We start from the raw sequence: 16853 nt of genomic DNA, 5'->3' as shown, positions 1-16853 counted from the left end.
TAAAAAATTGATTCTAATAATAAAGAAAATTCATTTACTACTCCAACCAATCCTTAAAATCCTTAACCCGTTCCCTAGCCACAATAACTTCTTCAGCATTGTACGTTTTTAGTTTTATTTGCAATCGCGAGTTGGTGTAGCTTACCATATCTTTTATGGCATGAATGTTTACAAAAAACTTACGGTTTATTCTAAAAAAAGTTCGTGGTTCCAGCTCATTTTCCAAGAGTTCTAAAGTCGTATCCAACAAATAATTTCTACCGTCTGTACAATGTAAATAGGTGCCTTTGTTTTCGCTGTAAAAACACTCAATGTCGTCTATATTAATAAGCTTAATATGTTGCCCAACTTTTACCGAAAAACGCTTTTTATATTCGCGATCTATCGGGTTCACCAATAGTTTTTTAATATCATTAAAATCGATATTCACGGTTTGCTTTTGCGGGATGCGCTCTTGGTATTTTTTTACGGCTTTTGCTAAATCGTCTTCATCAATGGGCTTTAATAAATAATCGATGCTATTTAGTTTAAAAGCCTGCAACGCATACTCATCATAAGCGGTGGTGAAAATAACGGCACTTTTAATATCGATGGTTTCAAAAATCTCAAACGACAAACCATCGCTCAATTGGATATCCAGAAAAATTAAATCGGGATGTTGGTTTTTTTGAAACCACTCCAACGATTCCTCAACCGAATGTAACATGGTTTTCGCCTGAATGTCCAGTTTTTCCAACATACGTTGCAAACGGCGAGCGGATGGTTTTTCGTCTTCTATAATAATTACGTTCATTCTCTTTAAGGTTCTAGGTTCTGGGTTTAAGGTTCAAAGTTGCTAAACTTATCAAATTTTCACTTGAACCCGACTAAAAATTGTGACTGCGACTGAAAGCTATGCTCACTCCCAATTCTTTTTATCCTTATCCATAAATTCCTGAACTTTTCGGTCTTCCCAATTTTTAGAGAACATCAGGTTTTTACCAAATACACCCAAGGCATGAAACCCCAAACCGATGCCCCAAAAAAGTGCTGTAGAATAGGTGCCAAAATGCGTGATATCATTTCCATTTACCACAGCCATACCAATTAAAAATAAATTGACCACCACATACCAGAATGCATGCCAGTAAAACCCTTTTAGTTCTTTCAACCTTTTTTCAGCTCTGATGTAAGCGTCTTCTTTTTTAAAATTTTCCATGATTCTATATGTTTTAATTCCAACGTTTTTGATCTTCTTCTTGTCTCATAAACTGTTCTATCTTGCGTTTTTCCCAGTTACTTCCTAAAAATTTATCACTGACATATACCCTAAAAGCTTGAATTGATAAGCCTAAGCCCCAGCCTAACATTGGGAACCAAAACCATTGGAAACCCCAATAGGTTCTATAATTAATGTATATTAAAAACGGTATTACAAAGACATAGGAAATGAGGCTGTAATAAAAATTCTTAAGTTCTTCAACATGGTTACGAGCTCTTATATAGCTATCTTCCATTCTAGATTCTGATTGTTGTGTTCTCATAATTGATATTTGTTTTGTAAGCATAGGTATAGCTACAGTAAACCTATTGGCTTCTTTGTTAATGTTTATTTTTTTGGTTGTTAATAAATCGTAGCGTTGCATGATGTTGCTTAAACCCACGCCGCTACTCTTTTTTACGATGTCTTTAAGTTGAAGATTATTTTCGACAACTAAATAATTACTGTCTTCATAAATTTTAATATGCAAAGGCTTGTTTGATGTTACCATATTATGCTTTACGGCATTCTCTAAAAGCAGTTGTAATGATAAAGGAACCACTTTACTTTCTGAATTTGTCGACTTATCGGGCATTTCAAAAATGATACTATCTTCAAAACGCATTTTTAATAAGGACATATAGGTTTTTGCGAATTCCAATTCTTCATCAACCGAAACCAATTCTTTATCCTTTTGTTCTAAAACATAACGATAGACTTTGGATAGCGATGTGGTAAATCTTTGAGCATTTTCCGGATTTTCTTCAATTAAACTCGTCAGCACATTTAAACTATTGAATAAAAAATGCGGGTCTAACTGATTTTTTAAAGCATCAAACTTGGCACTTGCCGTTCCTGCAATAACCTTTTGTTCTTTTATTTTGTTTTGCTGATATCTGTTGTAGAAATATACAACGTGAAAAATGATGACTATGGTTAAAGTCATCCAGAGTCCGAATTGATAATACTTAAAACGTTCACCTGCTACAAACTCAAAAAATGATTCACCATTAAACATCACCGCTTTCATGGCTCTTAAAAGAAACAAGCCCATTAATGTTATTAGCGTAGAACCAATAATCCCAATGACTATTCGCTTTATTCTATCCGTTTTTTTCCATTCAAGTTTTTCCAGATAATTGAAAAAGTACATGTTAGAAAACCCGAGAAGAAAAGCATATAACTGGAAAATTAAAAAATCGGCTAAACCTTGATTCAAACTTTCATATTGAAAACCATGAAATAAAAAATTTCCAATAACATATACTAGACATCCAATTACAAAGGTTAAGATGATATTTTTTGTCAATTTTGTCATAGTATTTTCTTCAAGTTACAAGTATTATTTAAGTCGATTTTTGTAATGGTGTTTCTGCTTTAAAGTTAGTAAAAAGTTTGGATGGGATTTTTAATTTCGGTTGTCCGTTTGGCAAGGCCGAAACCAATAAGATGGCCATAGGAATGAGATGTTTCATAATCGTGTTTTTAAATTATGAAGCAAATATCTTATGGAAGTTAAAAAAATAAAAAAGGTATTAACCGAACCGTCATTTATTGTTGCTGAAATGTTATTTTAAATAACTACAATAAAAAACGGCTAACCACATGTACATGGTTAACCGTTTAAAACAATCAAACTCAATATAAAACCTAACGGTTTATCTTTTTAATTTACTGCCACTACAAAATTTATTGGCAAGCTAAATGGTACAGGTACTGGTTTTCCTCTTTGTTTACCGGGAATCATCTTAGGCAATGTACTTATGATCCTTACAGCCTCATTTTCTAAAACCTTATCCGGCCCCCTAGTCCTTATTTTTGTTATGCTACCATCTTTATCGATAGTAAATATGACAGAAACCCGCCCATGTATTCCTAATTCTAATGCTACTTGTGGATATTGGAAATTCTTAACCACGTGTGCTTGTATTTTTTGTTCAAAACAAGCTCTTTTTTGAGCTTTACTTACATTTTCGCAGCCAGGAAAAATAGGCACTTCCTCAATGATTGCAAATGGCACTTCTACTTCTTCTTCTACTTCCTTAACTGCTACGTCACGAACAGTGACAATAGGTTCTGCTATTCTATCGTCCTGATTTGCTTCTGTACTCTCAATAACAGTTTCCTCGATGTCTTCTATATCTTCAACAATTTGAAGTGTCTCAGTTACTACGGCAGGAGGTGGTGGTGGTGGCGGTGTATTTATATTGGTAATTGGTATCTCTTCTTCTACTTCTTTTTCTAAGTTTAATATACCAATATCTATGGCTTCCTTATCATAAGTTTTATATTCTAAAGCTTGCCACGTAAAGAATAACATGATATTAAGCCCGATGGCAAAATACAAACTGCTATTTCTACCAATTTCTACTTCTGGGTGCTTTTTAACTTGCATGACTCTTAATTTTTATGGTATAAAATTATTTCAATGAGCCATTATTTACTATGATAATTGTCATATACTACCCAAAAAATCATGAAATTTTTTAATAAAAAAAGCTGTCTTTTGTAAGACAGCCTCTAGCATAATACCAAGAAAATTAAATTTTTTATGAAATATCAATGGTTCGTGCTGGTTTTTGTTTGGCTTCTTCTTTTTTAGGAAGATGCACACTTAAAATACCTTCTTTATAGGTTGCCTTAATTTTGTCGTCTTGCACCGTTTCTGGTAAGGTAAAGGTTCTTTTAAATGATGAATAACCAAACTCCCTACGTGTGTAGCCTGCTTCTTTTTCTTCTTTATTTTCTTCTTTAATTTCTGCTGAAATAGACAAAACATGGTTATCTAAATCGATGTTGAAATCCGATTTCTTTAATCCAGGAACGGCCATTTCAACTATAAAAGCATCCGCGACTTCTTTAATATTTACTTTAGGAAGTGACATCCCTGTATTGAAATTTGAAGAAAACAAGGTTGGGAAATCCCCTAGAGGAAAATCTTCAAACCAAGTTGATAAATTTGGGAAGTTTGACAATCTGTTTTTATTAGCTGTTGTTAAACCTCCATTTTTTGTTACTGTTGCTAAATTGCTCATAATTAAAAATTTTTAGTTAAACATTATTTATTTGACTTTACCCAATAACAGACAAAAAAAATACCAAAGCATTATTTGGCAGATAACTGTTATTTTTTACATATTTAGTTAACGAACAAATGACAATTTTTCATTTTTATAGTATAAAAAACTGTCACAATTTCATAACATCAAAATCATAAGTCATTAAATAACAATTAGTTGTTTGGTTAAAAATAAACCAGCTTACATTCAAGGTTATTAAATCAAAATCAATTAATTTCGTTTAAATTTTAATCCTAAATATAAAATGGAAAATACTACGCCTTGGATCATTTTAGTAGTTTACGCTTTCGCACTTTTGTTTTTTGATTTTTTTGTTTTGCACAAAAAAGGCACACAATCATCTACCAAAAAAGCCGTTTACGAAACTATCTTTTTTGTTTGTAATGGGCTTTTGTTTTCTATTTTAATTTATTGGTTTTATAGTTCAGGACATGTTGATAACTCAACCAACCTTACTCCCAGCCAAGCAGTACTTAATTATCTAACCGGTTATATGGTTGAATTATCATTAAGTGTTGACAATTTATTTGTTATCGCCGCCATTTTTGCCTCATTTAAAATCCCTATGAAATCGCAACATAGACTGTTGTTTTTGGGGATTTTGGGAGCTATTGTATTTAGAGCCATTTTAATAAACTTAGGTCTTGTGCTGATGAATAGTTTTCACAGCATGAGTATCATTTTTGGTCTTTTCCTATTATTTACAGCTATAAAAATGTTGAAAAATGATGTGGAACATAAAGAAAAGGAACAGGGCAAAGGCTTATCAAAGTTTTTTAGGCTCACCAAAATCATTGATGGTGAAAAATTTGTGACGGTTGTTGATGGCAAAAAAGTATTTACTGCTTTATTTGGTGCGTTAATTACCATCGAGTTCACCGATTTGCTTTTTGCATTGGATAGTATTCCTGCTATTTTATCAATCACCACAGACCCCTTTATTGTTTATAGTTCTAACATATTTGCTATTATGGGTTTGCGTTCGCTTTACTTTTTCCTTTCAAGTATGCTTGAAAAATTCGCGTATCTTAAATACAGCGTGTTTTCCATTTTGTTGTTTGTTTCCATAAAGTTGATAAGCTCCCAATTTTTTCATATTCCCGAATGGTTCTCGTTATCATTTATTGCGCTTTCCTTGGGTGTTGGCATCTATATTTCTACTTTAAATATCAAGAATTCGGATTCTAAAAATGACATTTAAAAATTTAATAAGCGTTGTTGTTTTTGTTTTTTTAATTCATAACACAACGGCTCAAAACAAAACCGTAACTCATGAAAACCAACAGTGGTTACAATATTATAATGAAACCAAATTAAACAAAAACTGGACGCTTCTTACAGATGCTAGTTTTAGGTGGCGAGATGGTTTTGATGAAAACGCACAGTTTATTGCGAGAACAGGTTTGGGGTATTCCATAAAACAAAATCTCAGGGTTTCTATTGGTTTTGCTTATTCTAGCTTTTATACTCAAGATACTTTAAACAGGGTTGAATACCGTCCGCATCAGGAAATATTGCTGAGAAATAATTTCAATAAAATAAGAATCAATCAACGAATTCGTGTTGAAGAACGCTTTTTCAATCCGCTAAATAACCCGAACAACACCTTTAATTTCCGATTTAGATATAGTCTTATTGTAAGTGTGCCCATCTTTAAACTTTCCAAAAACAATCCAGACAGTATGTTTTTATTGAATGTTGGTGATGAAATTTTTATAAATACTGGAAAGGAAACACCCACCCAGACTTTTGACCAAAATAGGTTTGTGGTAAGCCCTGTATTTCAATTAAATAAAAATCTATCCGTTTCTCCCACTTGGAATAGTCAATATGTCTCAACCGCCACATCTGGAACTTACCGACAAACAAACGTGTTTTGGTTGCAAATACGGCATAATTTGGATTTGAGTGAAAGTAGAACTGTCAAGTAGACTAAAAGCTTAAATTTTTTTACTTCTAAAAATTGATATTGTACAAAATTTCGACTAAATTCGTTTAGCTATTGATTTAGATAATTGAAACTATATTTATCTTAAAAGTTCTGCACAATATGAAAATGGACTTTACACCTACTGAATTTTGGAAAAACTTTAGATTAGGCACCGAATTAAGTATTTCTGGAAATTTCATTTATAACGGACTTTACAGCTTTGAACTTATGTCGCATTTCTATTATGAAGATGAGGCTTTTGAATTCCTGTATAACATTTCAGTTGGACTTGAGCGACTTCAAAAAATTTGTATTGTACTTCTCGAACATAAGGACGATACGAATCAAGAAGAATTTGAAGAAAGCCTTATATCACACAATCTTGACGATTTAAATACTCGAATAGAAAAGCATAAAAAGATAAATCTTGGCAAAAACCATAAAAAACTTCTCTCTTTACTAACCAAATTTTATAAAAGCTCGAGATATGAGATGTATCAAATGCAGAGTGTTTACAGACCAAATCAAAGTAAACTTCAACTGATAAAATTTCTGGAAGAGTCACTTGATATTGAAATATCAGTTGAAATGATTGGTTGCACACCTAATGATGAGCGAATTAAAAAGTATGTCGGAAAAACTATTGGAAAGTTCTGTAAAGAATATTATAAAATAGTTAAAGATGAGTGTTATAGGTTAAGAATATTCACTTACGAAATACCCTATGAATCAAAGGCATTTAAAATATTTATGTCGGAGAAATATGATTTTAGTGAGGAGAAGATTGTTCAGAAAGAAATTTTAAAATATTTAATTCAATCTGAATTACCCATAAATTTCAAAGAATATTTACAAGAGCAACCACCTCTTGAACTTGAAATGTATGACACAAACTATTACTTAAATCGCCTCATTTCATTTCATAAAGAATACAGCATTAAAGGAGAAATTGAGGAGCTTTATACGGATCTGGAAAATGTAAAAGAAAGATTTGAACATTTAAAGCCAATTGGGAATTCAGATATAAGTTTTGAGTATTACGATGAAGAAGAATAAACTGTGCAAAACACAGTATAAAATTAATTGTCAGTTCAAGCCACTTACGAAAATCCTCTCAGATTTTCTATTCATTTTTTATTTGCTAAATTTCCTGTTCAACCACCCAACTAATCATGCACTAACACGTTAAACAAAACCAAATCCCTCACCAAAAAAATATTCTCCAAATAAACTATCTTTGCATGTTTTAAAATACCATCATGCGCATAGATATCATCACCGTTTTACCCGAATTACTTAAAAGTCCGTTTGAAGCCTCCATATTAAAACGCGCTATAGAAGCTAATTTGGTCGAAGTCCATTTTCATAATTTAAGGGATTACACGAGTGATAATTATAAATCGGTTGACGATACCCAATTTGGTGGAGGTGCCGGTATGGTGATGATGATTGAACCGATTGATAAATGCATTTCTGGACTAAAAGCAGAACGCCATTATGATGAAGTCATTTATATGACGCCTGATGGCGAAACCCTAAAACAGGGCATCGCAAACCACCTATCATTAAAAGAAAACATCATTATTTTATGTGGCCACTATAAAGGGGTTGACCAACGGGTGCGCGATCATTTTATAACCCGGGAAATTTCTATTGGCGATTATGTGTTATCTGGTGGCGAATTGGCTGCCGCGGTACTTTGTGATGCGATTATTAGATTAATTCCTGGTGTTTTAGGTAATGAAACCTCTGCCCTAACCGATTCGTTTCAAGATAATTTATTGGCTCCGCCCATTTATACCAAGCCACGTGAGTATAAAGGTTGGAAAGTCCCAGAATTACTGTTTAGCGGCAACCTACCTGAAATAGAAAAATGGCGAGAAGAACAGGCTTTTGAACGCACCAAACAACGACGACCCGACTTGTTGGAAGATTAAATACTTATTTTCAAAAACTTTTGGCTTTTAGCTTTTAACTCTTAACTTTTTAATTATCTTTGCAGCCAATTTCGGGTTAACCTCTGGCGAGAATCGTGAATGTTGTTCCGAATTAATCAATATTAAATTTAAAGATATGGAATCTTTAGTAAAATTTGTTCAAGACGAGTTTGTAACCAAAAAAGACTTTCCAGAGTTTGGAGCTGGAGACACAATTACTGTTTACTATGAAATTAGAGAGGGCGAAAAAGTGCGTACTCAGTTTTTTAGAGGTGTAGTTATTCAAAGAAGAGGCACTGGAGCATCAGAAACCTTCACCATCAGAAAAATGTCTGGTACTATTGGAGTAGAACGTATATTCCCAATTAATTTGCCTGCATTGCAAAAAATTGAAGTTAACAAAAAAGGTAAAGTTCGTAGAGCTAGAATCTTCTATTTTAGAGGTCTTACTGGTAAAAAAGCTAGAATTAAGGAAAGTAGACACTAAAAATATACTTCTGTTTTTAAACAGAAATTCAAAAGCCTTGATATTGTATCAAGGCTTTTTTTATGAACAAAAGTTAATAACATCGGTTTATAACGCGTTGATATCTAATGGCCTAAAAAGTTTGGTTTTTTCATTTCTTAAACTATCTTAGCATAAGAATTAAATAACAACCCTCGGTTGGTTTCATGTAAAAGTGAATTTATATTGACATTCTAAATGAAGCAACGTTCTTTATAAAAATTATTGTTTTTTGAGGTTATTTTGCACCACGTGTATGCGTGTGTAAGCAAAAAACCATGATACCATAGATAGATTTAGATGTGTAAGCAGCTAAATGACTAATATGATTGAAAGTTCTGAAAATGATAGGTTCCGAAAGGGCTTATTATGGCAAGAGCAATGTTTCGAAATTTATTAGTTGTGAAAACAAATGATAGATTGAAAAGCATCAAAAAAAACAATAAACAGAAATATTTTAGTAGTATGTCAATGCATATTGAAAATTACTAAAATGTTTCGTTGAAATAGCAATACTTGCATTGAAAAGATTAATCGAAAGATTAAGTTGATTTAGTAGCAATACTAATTAGGTCAAGTCATGCTACTTCAAAGAAAGCCATATCACAATAGATTAAGTTCTATATGATATGGCTTTTGTTTTTTAAATATCTTACCTATTTTTTAACAAATTCTCTACAGCAGCATTTTTTTTTATAATTCCAATAAATATGCACACTTCACGTAAGAATAGCCAATTAATAAAAATCAATTTTTGTATATTCGCAACTCGAAAAATGCATGAGTGTATTTTCAAAATTTAAGCACTTTATTAACTTAAAAACTGGACCCGAATGTCTAAAATTTTCTATACAAAAACAGATGAAGCTCCTGCTTTAGCAACACGTTCATTATTACCAATAGTAAAAGCTTTTGTTAAATCTTCAGGAATTGAAATTGAAACTAAAGATATTTCTTTAGCCGCACGAATTTTAGCTGTTTTTCCAGATTTTTTAAAAGAAGAACAACGTGTATCTGATGATTTGGCCATACTTGGTGCCTTAGCAACGAAACCCGAGGCAAACATTGTTAAGCTTCCAAATATAAGCGCTTCCATTCCACAATTAAAAGCAGCCATAAAAGAATTACAATCAAAAGGTTATGCCGTTCCAAGCTACCCAGATGAACCACAAAATGATGCGGAAAAAGAGGCAAAATCTCGATACGACAAAATAAAAGGTAGTGCGGTGAACCCTATCCTTCGTGAAGGGAATTCAGATAGACGTGCTCCTAAATCTGTTAAAAATTATGCAAAAAAGAATCCCCATTCTATGGGTGCGTGGAGTAAAGATTCCAAAACACATGTGGCGACCATGTCCAGTGGCGATTTTTTTAGTAATGAAAAATCTTTAACCTTACCAGAAGCAACAAGTATCACTATAGAACATACTGATAACAAAGGAAACATAACCATTTTAAAGGACAAATTTTCTTTATTAAAAGGTGAAATAATTGATGCTACCGTAATGAGTAAAAAAGCATTAGTATCTTTTTTTGAGGAACAAGTAGCTGATGCTAAAGCTAAAGACGTACTATTTTCATTACATATGAAAGGCACTATGATGAAAGTGAGCGACCCTATAATTTTTGGACATGCCGTAAAAGTGTTTTTTAAAGATGTTTTTGATAAACATGGTGCAACCTTTGAAAAAATAGGGGTTGATGTTAATAATGGCTTTGGTAATTTAATTGAAAAAATTCAAGAATTACCTGAAGCAAAGCGTCAAGAAATTGAAGCTGATATTGCAGCTGAATTAAAAAAACGTCCTGCCATTGCCATGGTAAACTCTGATAAAGGTATAACAAACCTTCATGTACCAAGTGATGTGATTATTGATGCTTCCATGCCTGCCATGATTAGAACTTCTGGCCGTATGTATAATCCAGAAGGAAAATTACAAGACACCAAAGCGGTCATTCCTGACAGCAGTTATGCAGGGATCTATAGCGCCACCATAGATTTTTGTAAAGAAAATGGTGCTTTTGATCCTAAAACAATGGGGACAGTTCCTAACGTTGGCTTGATGGCACAAGCGGCTGAAGAATACGGTTCTCACAACAAAACTTTTGAAATCGTATCGGAGGGTGTTATACGTGTTCTAGACGCTTCCAGAAAGACATTATTGGAACACCCTGTTGAAGCTGGAGATATTTGGAGAATGTGCCAAACTAAGGATGCCCCAGTACAAGATTGGGTGAAATTAGCGGTTAACCGTGCAAAAGCTTCTGAAACACCAGCCGTGTTTTGGTTGGACGAAAACAGAGCTCATGATGCTGAATTGATTAAAAAAGTAAATACTTATTTAAAAGATTACGATACAACAGGATTGGATTTAAGAATTTTATCGCCGGTTGATGCCACGTTATTTACTTGTAAAAGATTGAAGGAAGGTAAAGATACCATATCGGTTTCCGGAAATGTATTACGTGACTATTTAACTGATTTATTCCCGATTTTAGAAGTTGGAACCAGTGCTAAAATGTTGTCTATTGTACCTTTAATGAATGGTGGCGGCTTGTTTGAAACAGGAGCTGGCGGTTCTGCACCAAAGCACGTTGAACAATTTTTAAACGAAAATCATTTGCGTTGGGATTCTTTAGGTGAGTTTTTAGCATTAGCCGTATCATTAGAGCATTTTAGTGAGGTAAACAATAATACAAAAGCAAAAATTTTGGCTGAAACCCTAGACCAGGCCACTGAACAATTATTGGAAAACAACAACGGTCCTTCCAGAGATGTTGGTGGCATAGATAATAGAGGAAGCCACTATTACATTGCTAAATATTGGGCGGAAGCTTTAGCAAGCCAAAATTCTGATAGTAGCTTAAAAATAGAATTTGCGCCTATTGCAAAAGAATTGGCAAGTAATGAATCTGTTATTTTAAACGAACTTAACAGCATTCAAGGAAAAGCTGTAAACATAGAGGGTTACTATATCCCAAATGAAAAGCTTGTAAATGAAGCGATGCGACCAAGCAAAACGTTTAATACTATTTTAAGCTAAAATTATTAATATAAAGTTTATATAAAATGCCTCTTAATCAGAGGCATTTTTTTTACATTTATCAAAAATTGATTGATGAAAAACATCTTTACCTGCTTTGCCATGCTTTGCTTTTTCAATTGTTTTTATTCAAATTCACAAGAAAAATTCACTTTAAGTGGTACTATATTTGAAGTAAAAAGTAACGAAACAGTCATAGGTGTTAATCTTTACTTTCCTGAAATTGAGTTAGGAACATCTTCAAATGAGTACGGTTTTTTCTCGATCACACTTCCAAAGGGCACTCATAAAATAATTATATCATCCATTGGCTATAATACAATAACCGATACATTAAATCTTTCGGAAAATATCACTAAAAACTATCGTTTAGAAGAAAACATTGAAACCCTAAACGAAATAATAATTACGGAAAATATTGAAAAGCTAGATATTAAAAAGCCTCAAATGAGTGTTAATAGCTTAACATCTAATACCATTAAAAACATACCTGTTGTTTTGGGAGAAGCAGATATTATAAAAGCAATCACATTATTACCTGGGGTGACAAATGCTGGTGAAGGGGCTTCTGGATTTAATGTAAGGGGTGGCGCGGTTGACCAAAATTTAATTCTTTTAGATGAAGCCACCATTTACAACTCATCTCACCTATTTGGCTTCTTTTCAGTTTTTAATCCAGATGCCATCAAAGACCTGAAATTATACAAAGGAGGCATTCCTGCACGATATGGTGGCAGGGTATCATCTGTATTGGATATTTATCAGAAAGATGGTAATAGCAAAAAATTCCATGCTAATGGTGGCATAGGTATTGTTTCTAGCAGACTTCTTATTGAAGGACCTTTAAAAAAGGACAAAAGTTCGTTTCTTTTTGGAGGGCGCTCTAGTTATGCACACTTATTTTTACCTCTGTTTGACATTAATAATGAAGCTTATTTTTATGATTTAAACACCAAGTTAAGCTTCAAAATAGATGATAAAAATAATATTTACTTATCTGGCTATTTTGGTCGTGATGTATTTACTATTGCAGATTCTTTTGAAAACATCTATGGAAATTCCACTCTTAATGTAAGATGGAATCATTTATTCTCCAATAAACTTTTTACCAATTTATCACTTATTTATTCCGATTATTACTATGATTTAAAACTCAATTTTGTGGAGTTTAAATGGAACTCTGGGATTCAAAACTTTAATTTAAAATACGATTTCAAATATTATTTAAGCAATAAAATGAAACTCGAATTTGGTTTAAACAGTATTTATTACAAATTTAATCCGGGAAAAATTGATCCAACAACGCAAACGTCTGGAATTAGTCCATTTAAACTTATAGACAAATATGCTTTTGAGAATGCTGTTTATTTGGATTCTGAATATCAATTATCAGATAAAATTGCAGTGTCATTTGGATTAAGATTAAGTTCATTTTTACGTTTAGGCCAAGATGAACTTAATATTTATGAAAATGATCAAGCTGTCATTTTTAATGATAACTTACAGATTTATGAAAAAGCAAATCCAATTGGCACAGAAAACTTTAAAAGAAGTGATGTTATAAAATCATTTTTTAATGTGGAACCTAGGCTATCAATTGCTTATCAACTTAATAATAACTCATCTGTGAAAGCAAGCTATAATCGCATGAGCCAATATTTGCATTTATTGTCCAATACAAGTTCTCCTACGCCTCTTGATGTTTGGACTCCAAGTGGAAAATATATAAAGCCCCAATTATTAGACCAATTTGCCTTGGGTTATTTCAAAAACTTCAACAATACAAATTATTCACTAGAGATTGAAAGTTTTTATAAAACAGTTAAAAATAGAATTGACTATATTGATGGAGCCGATTTAATAGCAAATAATGCCATAGAACAAGTGATATTAAATGGTAATGCCGAAGCTTATGGTTTAGAGATTTTATTTAAAAAAAATGAAGGAAGGTTAAATGGTTGGATAGCTTATACGCTTTCAAAATCAAAGCAACAAACCAAAGGAAGAACACCTAATGAATTGGGTATTAATAATGGTAATTGGTACAATACACCCCATGATAGAACACATGATATCTCAATAACCGGAAGCTATAAGTATTCTGAAAAATGGAAGTTAAATGCTAATTTTTTATTTCAAACTGGCAGACCAACAACATACCCTAATTCGCAATACATATATAATGGTGTAAATGTTCCCAATTTCGAACCAAGGAATTCCAATAGATTACCGTCATATCATCGTTTGGATATTTCAACAACATACACCCCAAAACCAGAAAAAAAAGAAGGCTGGCAAAGTTATTGGGTTTTTGGAATTTATAATGCTTATAATAGAAGAAATGCCGCATCTATTCGCTTTGGAAGCAATGAAACAAGCGGGCTTAATGAAGCAACGCGATTATCAATATTCGGTATAGTACCGTCTGTATCCTATAATTTTAAGTTTTAACATCATGAATTCAATATTCAAAAAAACAATACTCATTTTTATCTGCATATTGACAACAGCTTGCGAAGATGTTATCCAAATTGGTGCTCCCAGTATTCCACCAAAATTGGTTATTGAAGCCTCTATCAATTGGCTTAAAGGAACTACTGGTAATTTTCAGGTAATAAAATTATCGTTATCAGCTCCTTATTTTGATACGCAAATTCAACCAGCAATAAACGCCGAAGTAAAAATCACAGATACTAGTAACAATACATTTGTTTTTAATGAAGAAGGCGATACAGGCATTTACGTTGCATATGATTTTATTCCTAAAATCGATGAAGAATACACCCTAACTATTAACTACAAAAATGAAACCTACATTGGCACCGAAATATTAAAATCGGTCACTTCAATTACCCGTGTAGAACAGGAAAATGATAAAGGATTTTCAGGTGATGAAACCGAACTTAAAGCCTATTATAACGATCCTGAAAATGAAGATAATTATTATTTCTTTGAATTCATTAATGATAAAAATTCTTTGGTTGATTTAGAGATTTATGATGATGAATTTACCAACGGAAATGATATTTTTGGATATTTCAGCAAAGAAGACCTTTATCCAGGTGATAAAATAATCATTAGAAACTATGGAGTTTCCAAGCGATTTTATGAGTTTATTTTTCTTTTACTCCAACAAAAGGCAGATGAAAATGGCAGTCCTTTTGAAACCCAACCTACCAGTATTAGAGGTAATTGTGTTAATACAACAAACCCTGACAACTATCCTTTTGGATATTTTAGACTATCGGAAGCAGACCAATTTATTTATACTATTGAATAAAATTTTGTTTAAAACAAAACTATGTATAAAGTATCAAAAGGAAGGTGATAGATTTACAATCACATTATCAAAAAAGTGTATTTTTGACAGATGAACTTTATTAAAACTACCGAACAAGATTCTAATTATAACCATCTGGAAAAGATGAGTGTTTCCGAATTGCTTAAAAATATCAATAATGAAGATAAAACGGTTGCATTAGCTGTTGAAAAGGCGCTTCCCCAGATTGAAAATTTAATCGAACAAATAGTTTCTAAACTAAAAATCGGCGGACGCTTATTCTATTTAGGAGCAGGTACTAGTGGGAGACTGGGTATTTTAGATGCCTCTGAATGTCCCCCTACATTTGGTGTATCGCATGACTTGGTAATCGGATTGATAGCTGGAGGTGATACCGCCATTAGAAAAGCTGTCGAGTTTGCAGAAGATTCAACTACTCTGGGGTGGCAAGATTTAAAATCTTATAAAATCAACAAAAATGATATTGTTATAGGTATAGCGGCTTCTGGCACGACACCTTATGTGATATCTGCTTTAGAAATGTGCAACAAAAATGATATTGTGACTGGATGCATCACTTGTAATCAGGATAGTCCATTATCTATAACCGCTAGATATCCGATTGAAGTTATCGTTGGCCCAGAATTTGTGACAGGAAGTTCTAGAATGAAAGCTGGAACTGCTCAAAAAATGGTTTTAAATATGATAACCACTACTACTATGATTCAGTTAGGTCATATTAAAGGAAATAAAATGGTGGATATGCAACTAAGCAACAATAAACTCGTTGATAGAGGCACTAAAATGATTATGTCGGAGTTAAATATCTCTCAACAAGAAGCAAAAAATTTATTAGATACATATAAAAATGTACGATTGGCAATAATAAACTACCACCATGGAAACAAGTAAAACGGATAAAAAAATTTTGGCGAAAGGTGTAAAAACATTAATTTTTGCAGTGCTAAGTCTATTCATGGGTCCTATTTTACTTAGTGTGGCCCTTAGCAATAAAGAAAAACCTCTTTACTTACCTATACTTATACTAGGCTGCTTAATTTCAGCGTTTGCTATCTTTTTAATATTCAAAGGCATTAAAATTATAATGAATAGCATGTTTAAAAAATAATCATTAATTGTTTTGCTTCTCTCTTTTTGGAGTGGTAGGATTATATCCAAAATCTGAATCTTCTAATGAAACATTTAAACCATTTAATATATAGTTTATAATAGCATAATGATGTATCGCATGGCTATTAGCTTGCGATAATATCGCTGCTAAGGTATAAGACATTTCAATCTTTCCTAACCCCAAATCATCTGCAACTATAATAATATCATCTATATTAAAATCGGAGTCTTTAAGCCTTTCAGTGATTACATTTAAATACTCTTCTGCTAGATTACAACAATTTTCAACAGCCTTATTTCTGGTCCTTGCTGTCAAATCGATTCTATTCTTTAAATCCTTATTTAATATACAATCATAAAAATCCAAAATATGCCTTATATGCGATCCAATACTTGAATAGTAAGGAGATACCGAGGTATTAGATAGTTGCTCGTTGGATAAATTGGCAAGAATATATTGAGACTTTTGAAGTGTTTTTAATGTAGATTGTATAATTATGTTCATGTAGACTAAATTAAATAAATTTTTTAAGTTTAAAAATTATTTCCACTTAGTCTTTATAAATACCACTCCTTACACTCATAAAAAAAAGCCCTTCATATTGCTATGAAGGGCTTCCAAGAAAGGCAACGACCTACTCTCCCACTTTCGCAGTACCATCGGCGCTAACGGGCTTAACTACTCTGTTCGGAATGGTAAGAGGTG

The 16853-nt window shown here is 32.6% G+C and carries 17 protein-coding genes and 1 rRNA gene; 10 read left to right on the top strand and 8 right to left on the bottom strand.

The genetic code is table 11. From position 1 onward, the window contains the following. Positions 1 to 37: 37 nt before the first annotated feature. The 6 genes from CDH50_RS11440 to CDH50_RS11420 form a co-directional block, all read right to left on the bottom strand. A complete protein-coding gene (locus CDH50_RS11440; RefSeq protein ID WP_100612420.1) occupies positions 38 to 793 on the bottom strand; it encodes a LytR/AlgR family response regulator transcription factor in 756 nt (251 codons plus the stop codon). Between the two features lie 105 nt (positions 794 to 898). Beyond that, a complete protein-coding gene (locus tag CDH50_RS11435; protein WP_198513489.1) occupies positions 899 to 1198 on the bottom strand; it encodes a 2TM domain-containing protein in 300 nt (99 codons plus the stop codon). Positions 1199 to 1211: 13 nt separating this feature from the next. Further along, positions 1212 to 2558 carry a histidine kinase gene (locus tag CDH50_RS11430; RefSeq protein ID WP_100612418.1) on the bottom strand — a complete coding sequence of 449 codons (1347 nt, stop codon included), beginning with the start codon at positions 2556 to 2558 and terminating at the stop codon, positions 1212 to 1214. Positions 2559 to 2586: 28 nt separating this feature from the next. Further along, positions 2587 to 2715: a hypothetical protein gene (locus CDH50_RS15345; protein WP_262496130.1), complete on the bottom strand. Its 129-nt coding sequence runs from the start codon at positions 2713 to 2715 to the stop codon at positions 2587 to 2589. Positions 2716 to 2906: 191 nt separating this feature from the next. Then, positions 2907 to 3635, bottom strand: coding sequence for an energy transducer TonB (locus tag CDH50_RS11425; protein ID WP_100612417.1), 729 nt, complete (start codon positions 3633 to 3635; stop codon positions 2907 to 2909). 154 nt (positions 3636 to 3789) lie between these two features. After that, positions 3790 to 4275 carry an Hsp20/alpha crystallin family protein gene (locus CDH50_RS11420; protein ID WP_100612416.1) on the bottom strand — a complete coding sequence of 162 codons (486 nt, stop codon included), beginning with the start codon at positions 4273 to 4275 and terminating at the stop codon, positions 3790 to 3792. Positions 4276 to 4564: 289 nt separating this feature from the next. On the opposite strand from CDH50_RS11420, the gene CDH50_RS11415 reads away from it, so the two are divergent. From CDH50_RS11415 to CDH50_RS11370, 10 genes are all read left to right on the top strand, one after another. Continuing rightward, entirely contained in the window at positions 4565 to 5521 is a 957-nt protein-coding gene (locus tag CDH50_RS11415; RefSeq protein WP_100612415.1) for a TerC/Alx family metal homeostasis membrane protein, read from the top strand. Further along, positions 5511 to 6251, top strand: coding sequence for a DUF2490 domain-containing protein (locus CDH50_RS11410; RefSeq protein WP_100612414.1), 741 nt, complete (start codon positions 5511 to 5513; stop codon positions 6249 to 6251). The genes CDH50_RS11415 and CDH50_RS11410 overlap by 11 nt, the downstream gene beginning before the upstream one ends. A 119-nt stretch (positions 6252 to 6370) precedes the next feature. Then, positions 6371 to 7306 (top strand): hypothetical protein, encoded by a 936-nt coding sequence (locus CDH50_RS11405; RefSeq protein WP_100612413.1) that lies wholly within the window; start codon positions 6371 to 6373, stop codon positions 7304 to 7306. 203 nt (positions 7307 to 7509) lie between these two features. Next, on the top strand, positions 7510 to 8187 hold the full coding sequence (gene trmD, locus CDH50_RS11400; RefSeq protein WP_100612412.1) for a tRNA (guanosine(37)-N1)-methyltransferase TrmD: 678 nt from the start codon (positions 7510 to 7512) through the stop codon (positions 8185 to 8187). 136 nt (positions 8188 to 8323) lie between these two features. Next, the gene (gene rplS, locus CDH50_RS11395) at positions 8324 to 8674 is read left to right on the top strand and encodes a 50S ribosomal protein L19 (protein WP_100612411.1); all 351 of its coding nucleotides are present in this window, start codon (positions 8324 to 8326) and stop codon (positions 8672 to 8674) included. A gap of 851 nt (positions 8675 to 9525) precedes the next feature. Then, positions 9526 to 11736 carry an NADP-dependent isocitrate dehydrogenase gene (locus CDH50_RS11390; RefSeq protein ID WP_100612410.1) on the top strand — a complete coding sequence of 737 codons (2211 nt, stop codon included), beginning with the start codon at positions 9526 to 9528 and terminating at the stop codon, positions 11734 to 11736. Between the two features lie 75 nt (positions 11737 to 11811). After that, entirely contained in the window at positions 11812 to 14187 is a 2376-nt protein-coding gene (locus CDH50_RS11385; protein WP_100612409.1) for a TonB-dependent receptor, read from the top strand. A 4-nt stretch (positions 14188 to 14191) separates the two neighbouring features. Next, positions 14192 to 15016, top strand: coding sequence for a DUF4249 family protein (locus tag CDH50_RS11380; protein WP_100612408.1), 825 nt, complete (start codon positions 14192 to 14194; stop codon positions 15014 to 15016). Between the two features lie 90 nt (positions 15017 to 15106). Then, positions 15107 to 15928: an N-acetylmuramic acid 6-phosphate etherase gene (murQ, locus tag CDH50_RS11375; protein ID WP_100612407.1), complete on the top strand. Its 822-nt coding sequence runs from the start codon at positions 15107 to 15109 to the stop codon at positions 15926 to 15928. After that, the gene (locus tag CDH50_RS11370; protein ID WP_100612406.1) at positions 15915 to 16145 is read left to right on the top strand and encodes a DUF6095 family protein; all 231 of its coding nucleotides are present in this window, start codon (positions 15915 to 15917) and stop codon (positions 16143 to 16145) included. Before murQ ends, CDH50_RS11370 begins: the two co-directional genes overlap by 14 nt. Before the next feature lie 3 nt (positions 16146 to 16148). Here CDH50_RS11370 and CDH50_RS11365 read toward each other — a convergent pair whose 3' ends face one another. Together CDH50_RS11365 and rrf are read right to left on the bottom strand one after the other, a co-directional pair. Further along, on the bottom strand, positions 16149 to 16652 hold the full coding sequence (locus tag CDH50_RS11365) for a hypothetical protein (protein WP_100612405.1): 504 nt from the start codon (positions 16650 to 16652) through the stop codon (positions 16149 to 16151). A gap of 117 nt (positions 16653 to 16769) precedes the next feature. Then, a 5S ribosomal RNA gene (rrf, locus tag CDH50_RS11360) occupies positions 16770 to 16853 on the bottom strand; the annotation flags it as partial.

Source organism: Confluentibacter lentus (assembly GCF_002806995.1).
GTDB lineage: Bacteria > Bacteroidota > Bacteroidia > Flavobacteriales > Flavobacteriaceae > Confluentibacter > Confluentibacter lentus.
This window is presented reverse-complemented; position numbering and strand designations above follow the sequence as displayed.

Bases quoted from the DNA above. Each gene is read 5' to 3' on its own strand.
- CDH50_RS11430 (WP_100612418.1), bottom strand. From the start codon at position 2,558: ATGACAAAATTGACAAAAAATATCATCTTAACCTTTGTAATTGGATGT.
- CDH50_RS15345 (WP_262496130.1), bottom strand. From the start codon at position 2,715: ATGAAACATCTCATTCCTATGGCCATCTTATTGGTTTCGGCCTTGCCA.
- CDH50_RS11435 (WP_198513489.1), bottom strand. From the start codon at position 1,198: ATGGAAAATTTTAAAAAAGAAGACGCTTACATCAGAGCTGAAAAAAGG.
- rplS (WP_100612411.1), top strand. From the start codon at position 8,324: ATGGAATCTTTAGTAAAATTTGTTCAAGACGAGTTTGTAACCAAAAAA.
- CDH50_RS11370 (WP_100612406.1), top strand. From the start codon at position 15,915: ATGGAAACAAGTAAAACGGATAAAAAAATTTTGGCGAAAGGTGTAAAA.
- CDH50_RS11420 (WP_100612416.1), bottom strand. From the start codon at position 4,275: ATGAGCAATTTAGCAACAGTAACAAAAAATGGAGGTTTAACAACAGCT.
- CDH50_RS11405 (WP_100612413.1), top strand. From the start codon at position 6,371: ATGAAAATGGACTTTACACCTACTGAATTTTGGAAAAACTTTAGATTA.
- CDH50_RS11415 (WP_100612415.1), top strand. From the start codon at position 4,565: ATGGAAAATACTACGCCTTGGATCATTTTAGTAGTTTACGCTTTCGCA.
- CDH50_RS11390 (WP_100612410.1), top strand. From the start codon at position 9,526: ATGTCTAAAATTTTCTATACAAAAACAGATGAAGCTCCTGCTTTAGCA.
- CDH50_RS11410 (WP_100612414.1), top strand. From the start codon at position 5,511: ATGACATTTAAAAATTTAATAAGCGTTGTTGTTTTTGTTTTTTTAATT.
- trmD (WP_100612412.1), top strand. From the start codon at position 7,510: ATGCGCATAGATATCATCACCGTTTTACCCGAATTACTTAAAAGTCCG.
- CDH50_RS11385 (WP_100612409.1), top strand. From the start codon at position 11,812: ATGAAAAACATCTTTACCTGCTTTGCCATGCTTTGCTTTTTCAATTGT.
- CDH50_RS11365 (WP_100612405.1), bottom strand. From the start codon at position 16,652: ATGAACATAATTATACAATCTACATTAAAAACACTTCAAAAGTCTCAA.
- murQ (WP_100612407.1), top strand. From the start codon at position 15,107: ATGAACTTTATTAAAACTACCGAACAAGATTCTAATTATAACCATCTG.
- CDH50_RS11380 (WP_100612408.1), top strand. From the start codon at position 14,192: ATGAATTCAATATTCAAAAAAACAATACTCATTTTTATCTGCATATTG.
- CDH50_RS11440 (WP_100612420.1), bottom strand. From the start codon at position 793: ATGAACGTAATTATTATAGAAGACGAAAAACCATCCGCTCGCCGTTTG.
- CDH50_RS11425 (WP_100612417.1), bottom strand. From the start codon at position 3,635: ATGCAAGTTAAAAAGCACCCAGAAGTAGAAATTGGTAGAAATAGCAGT.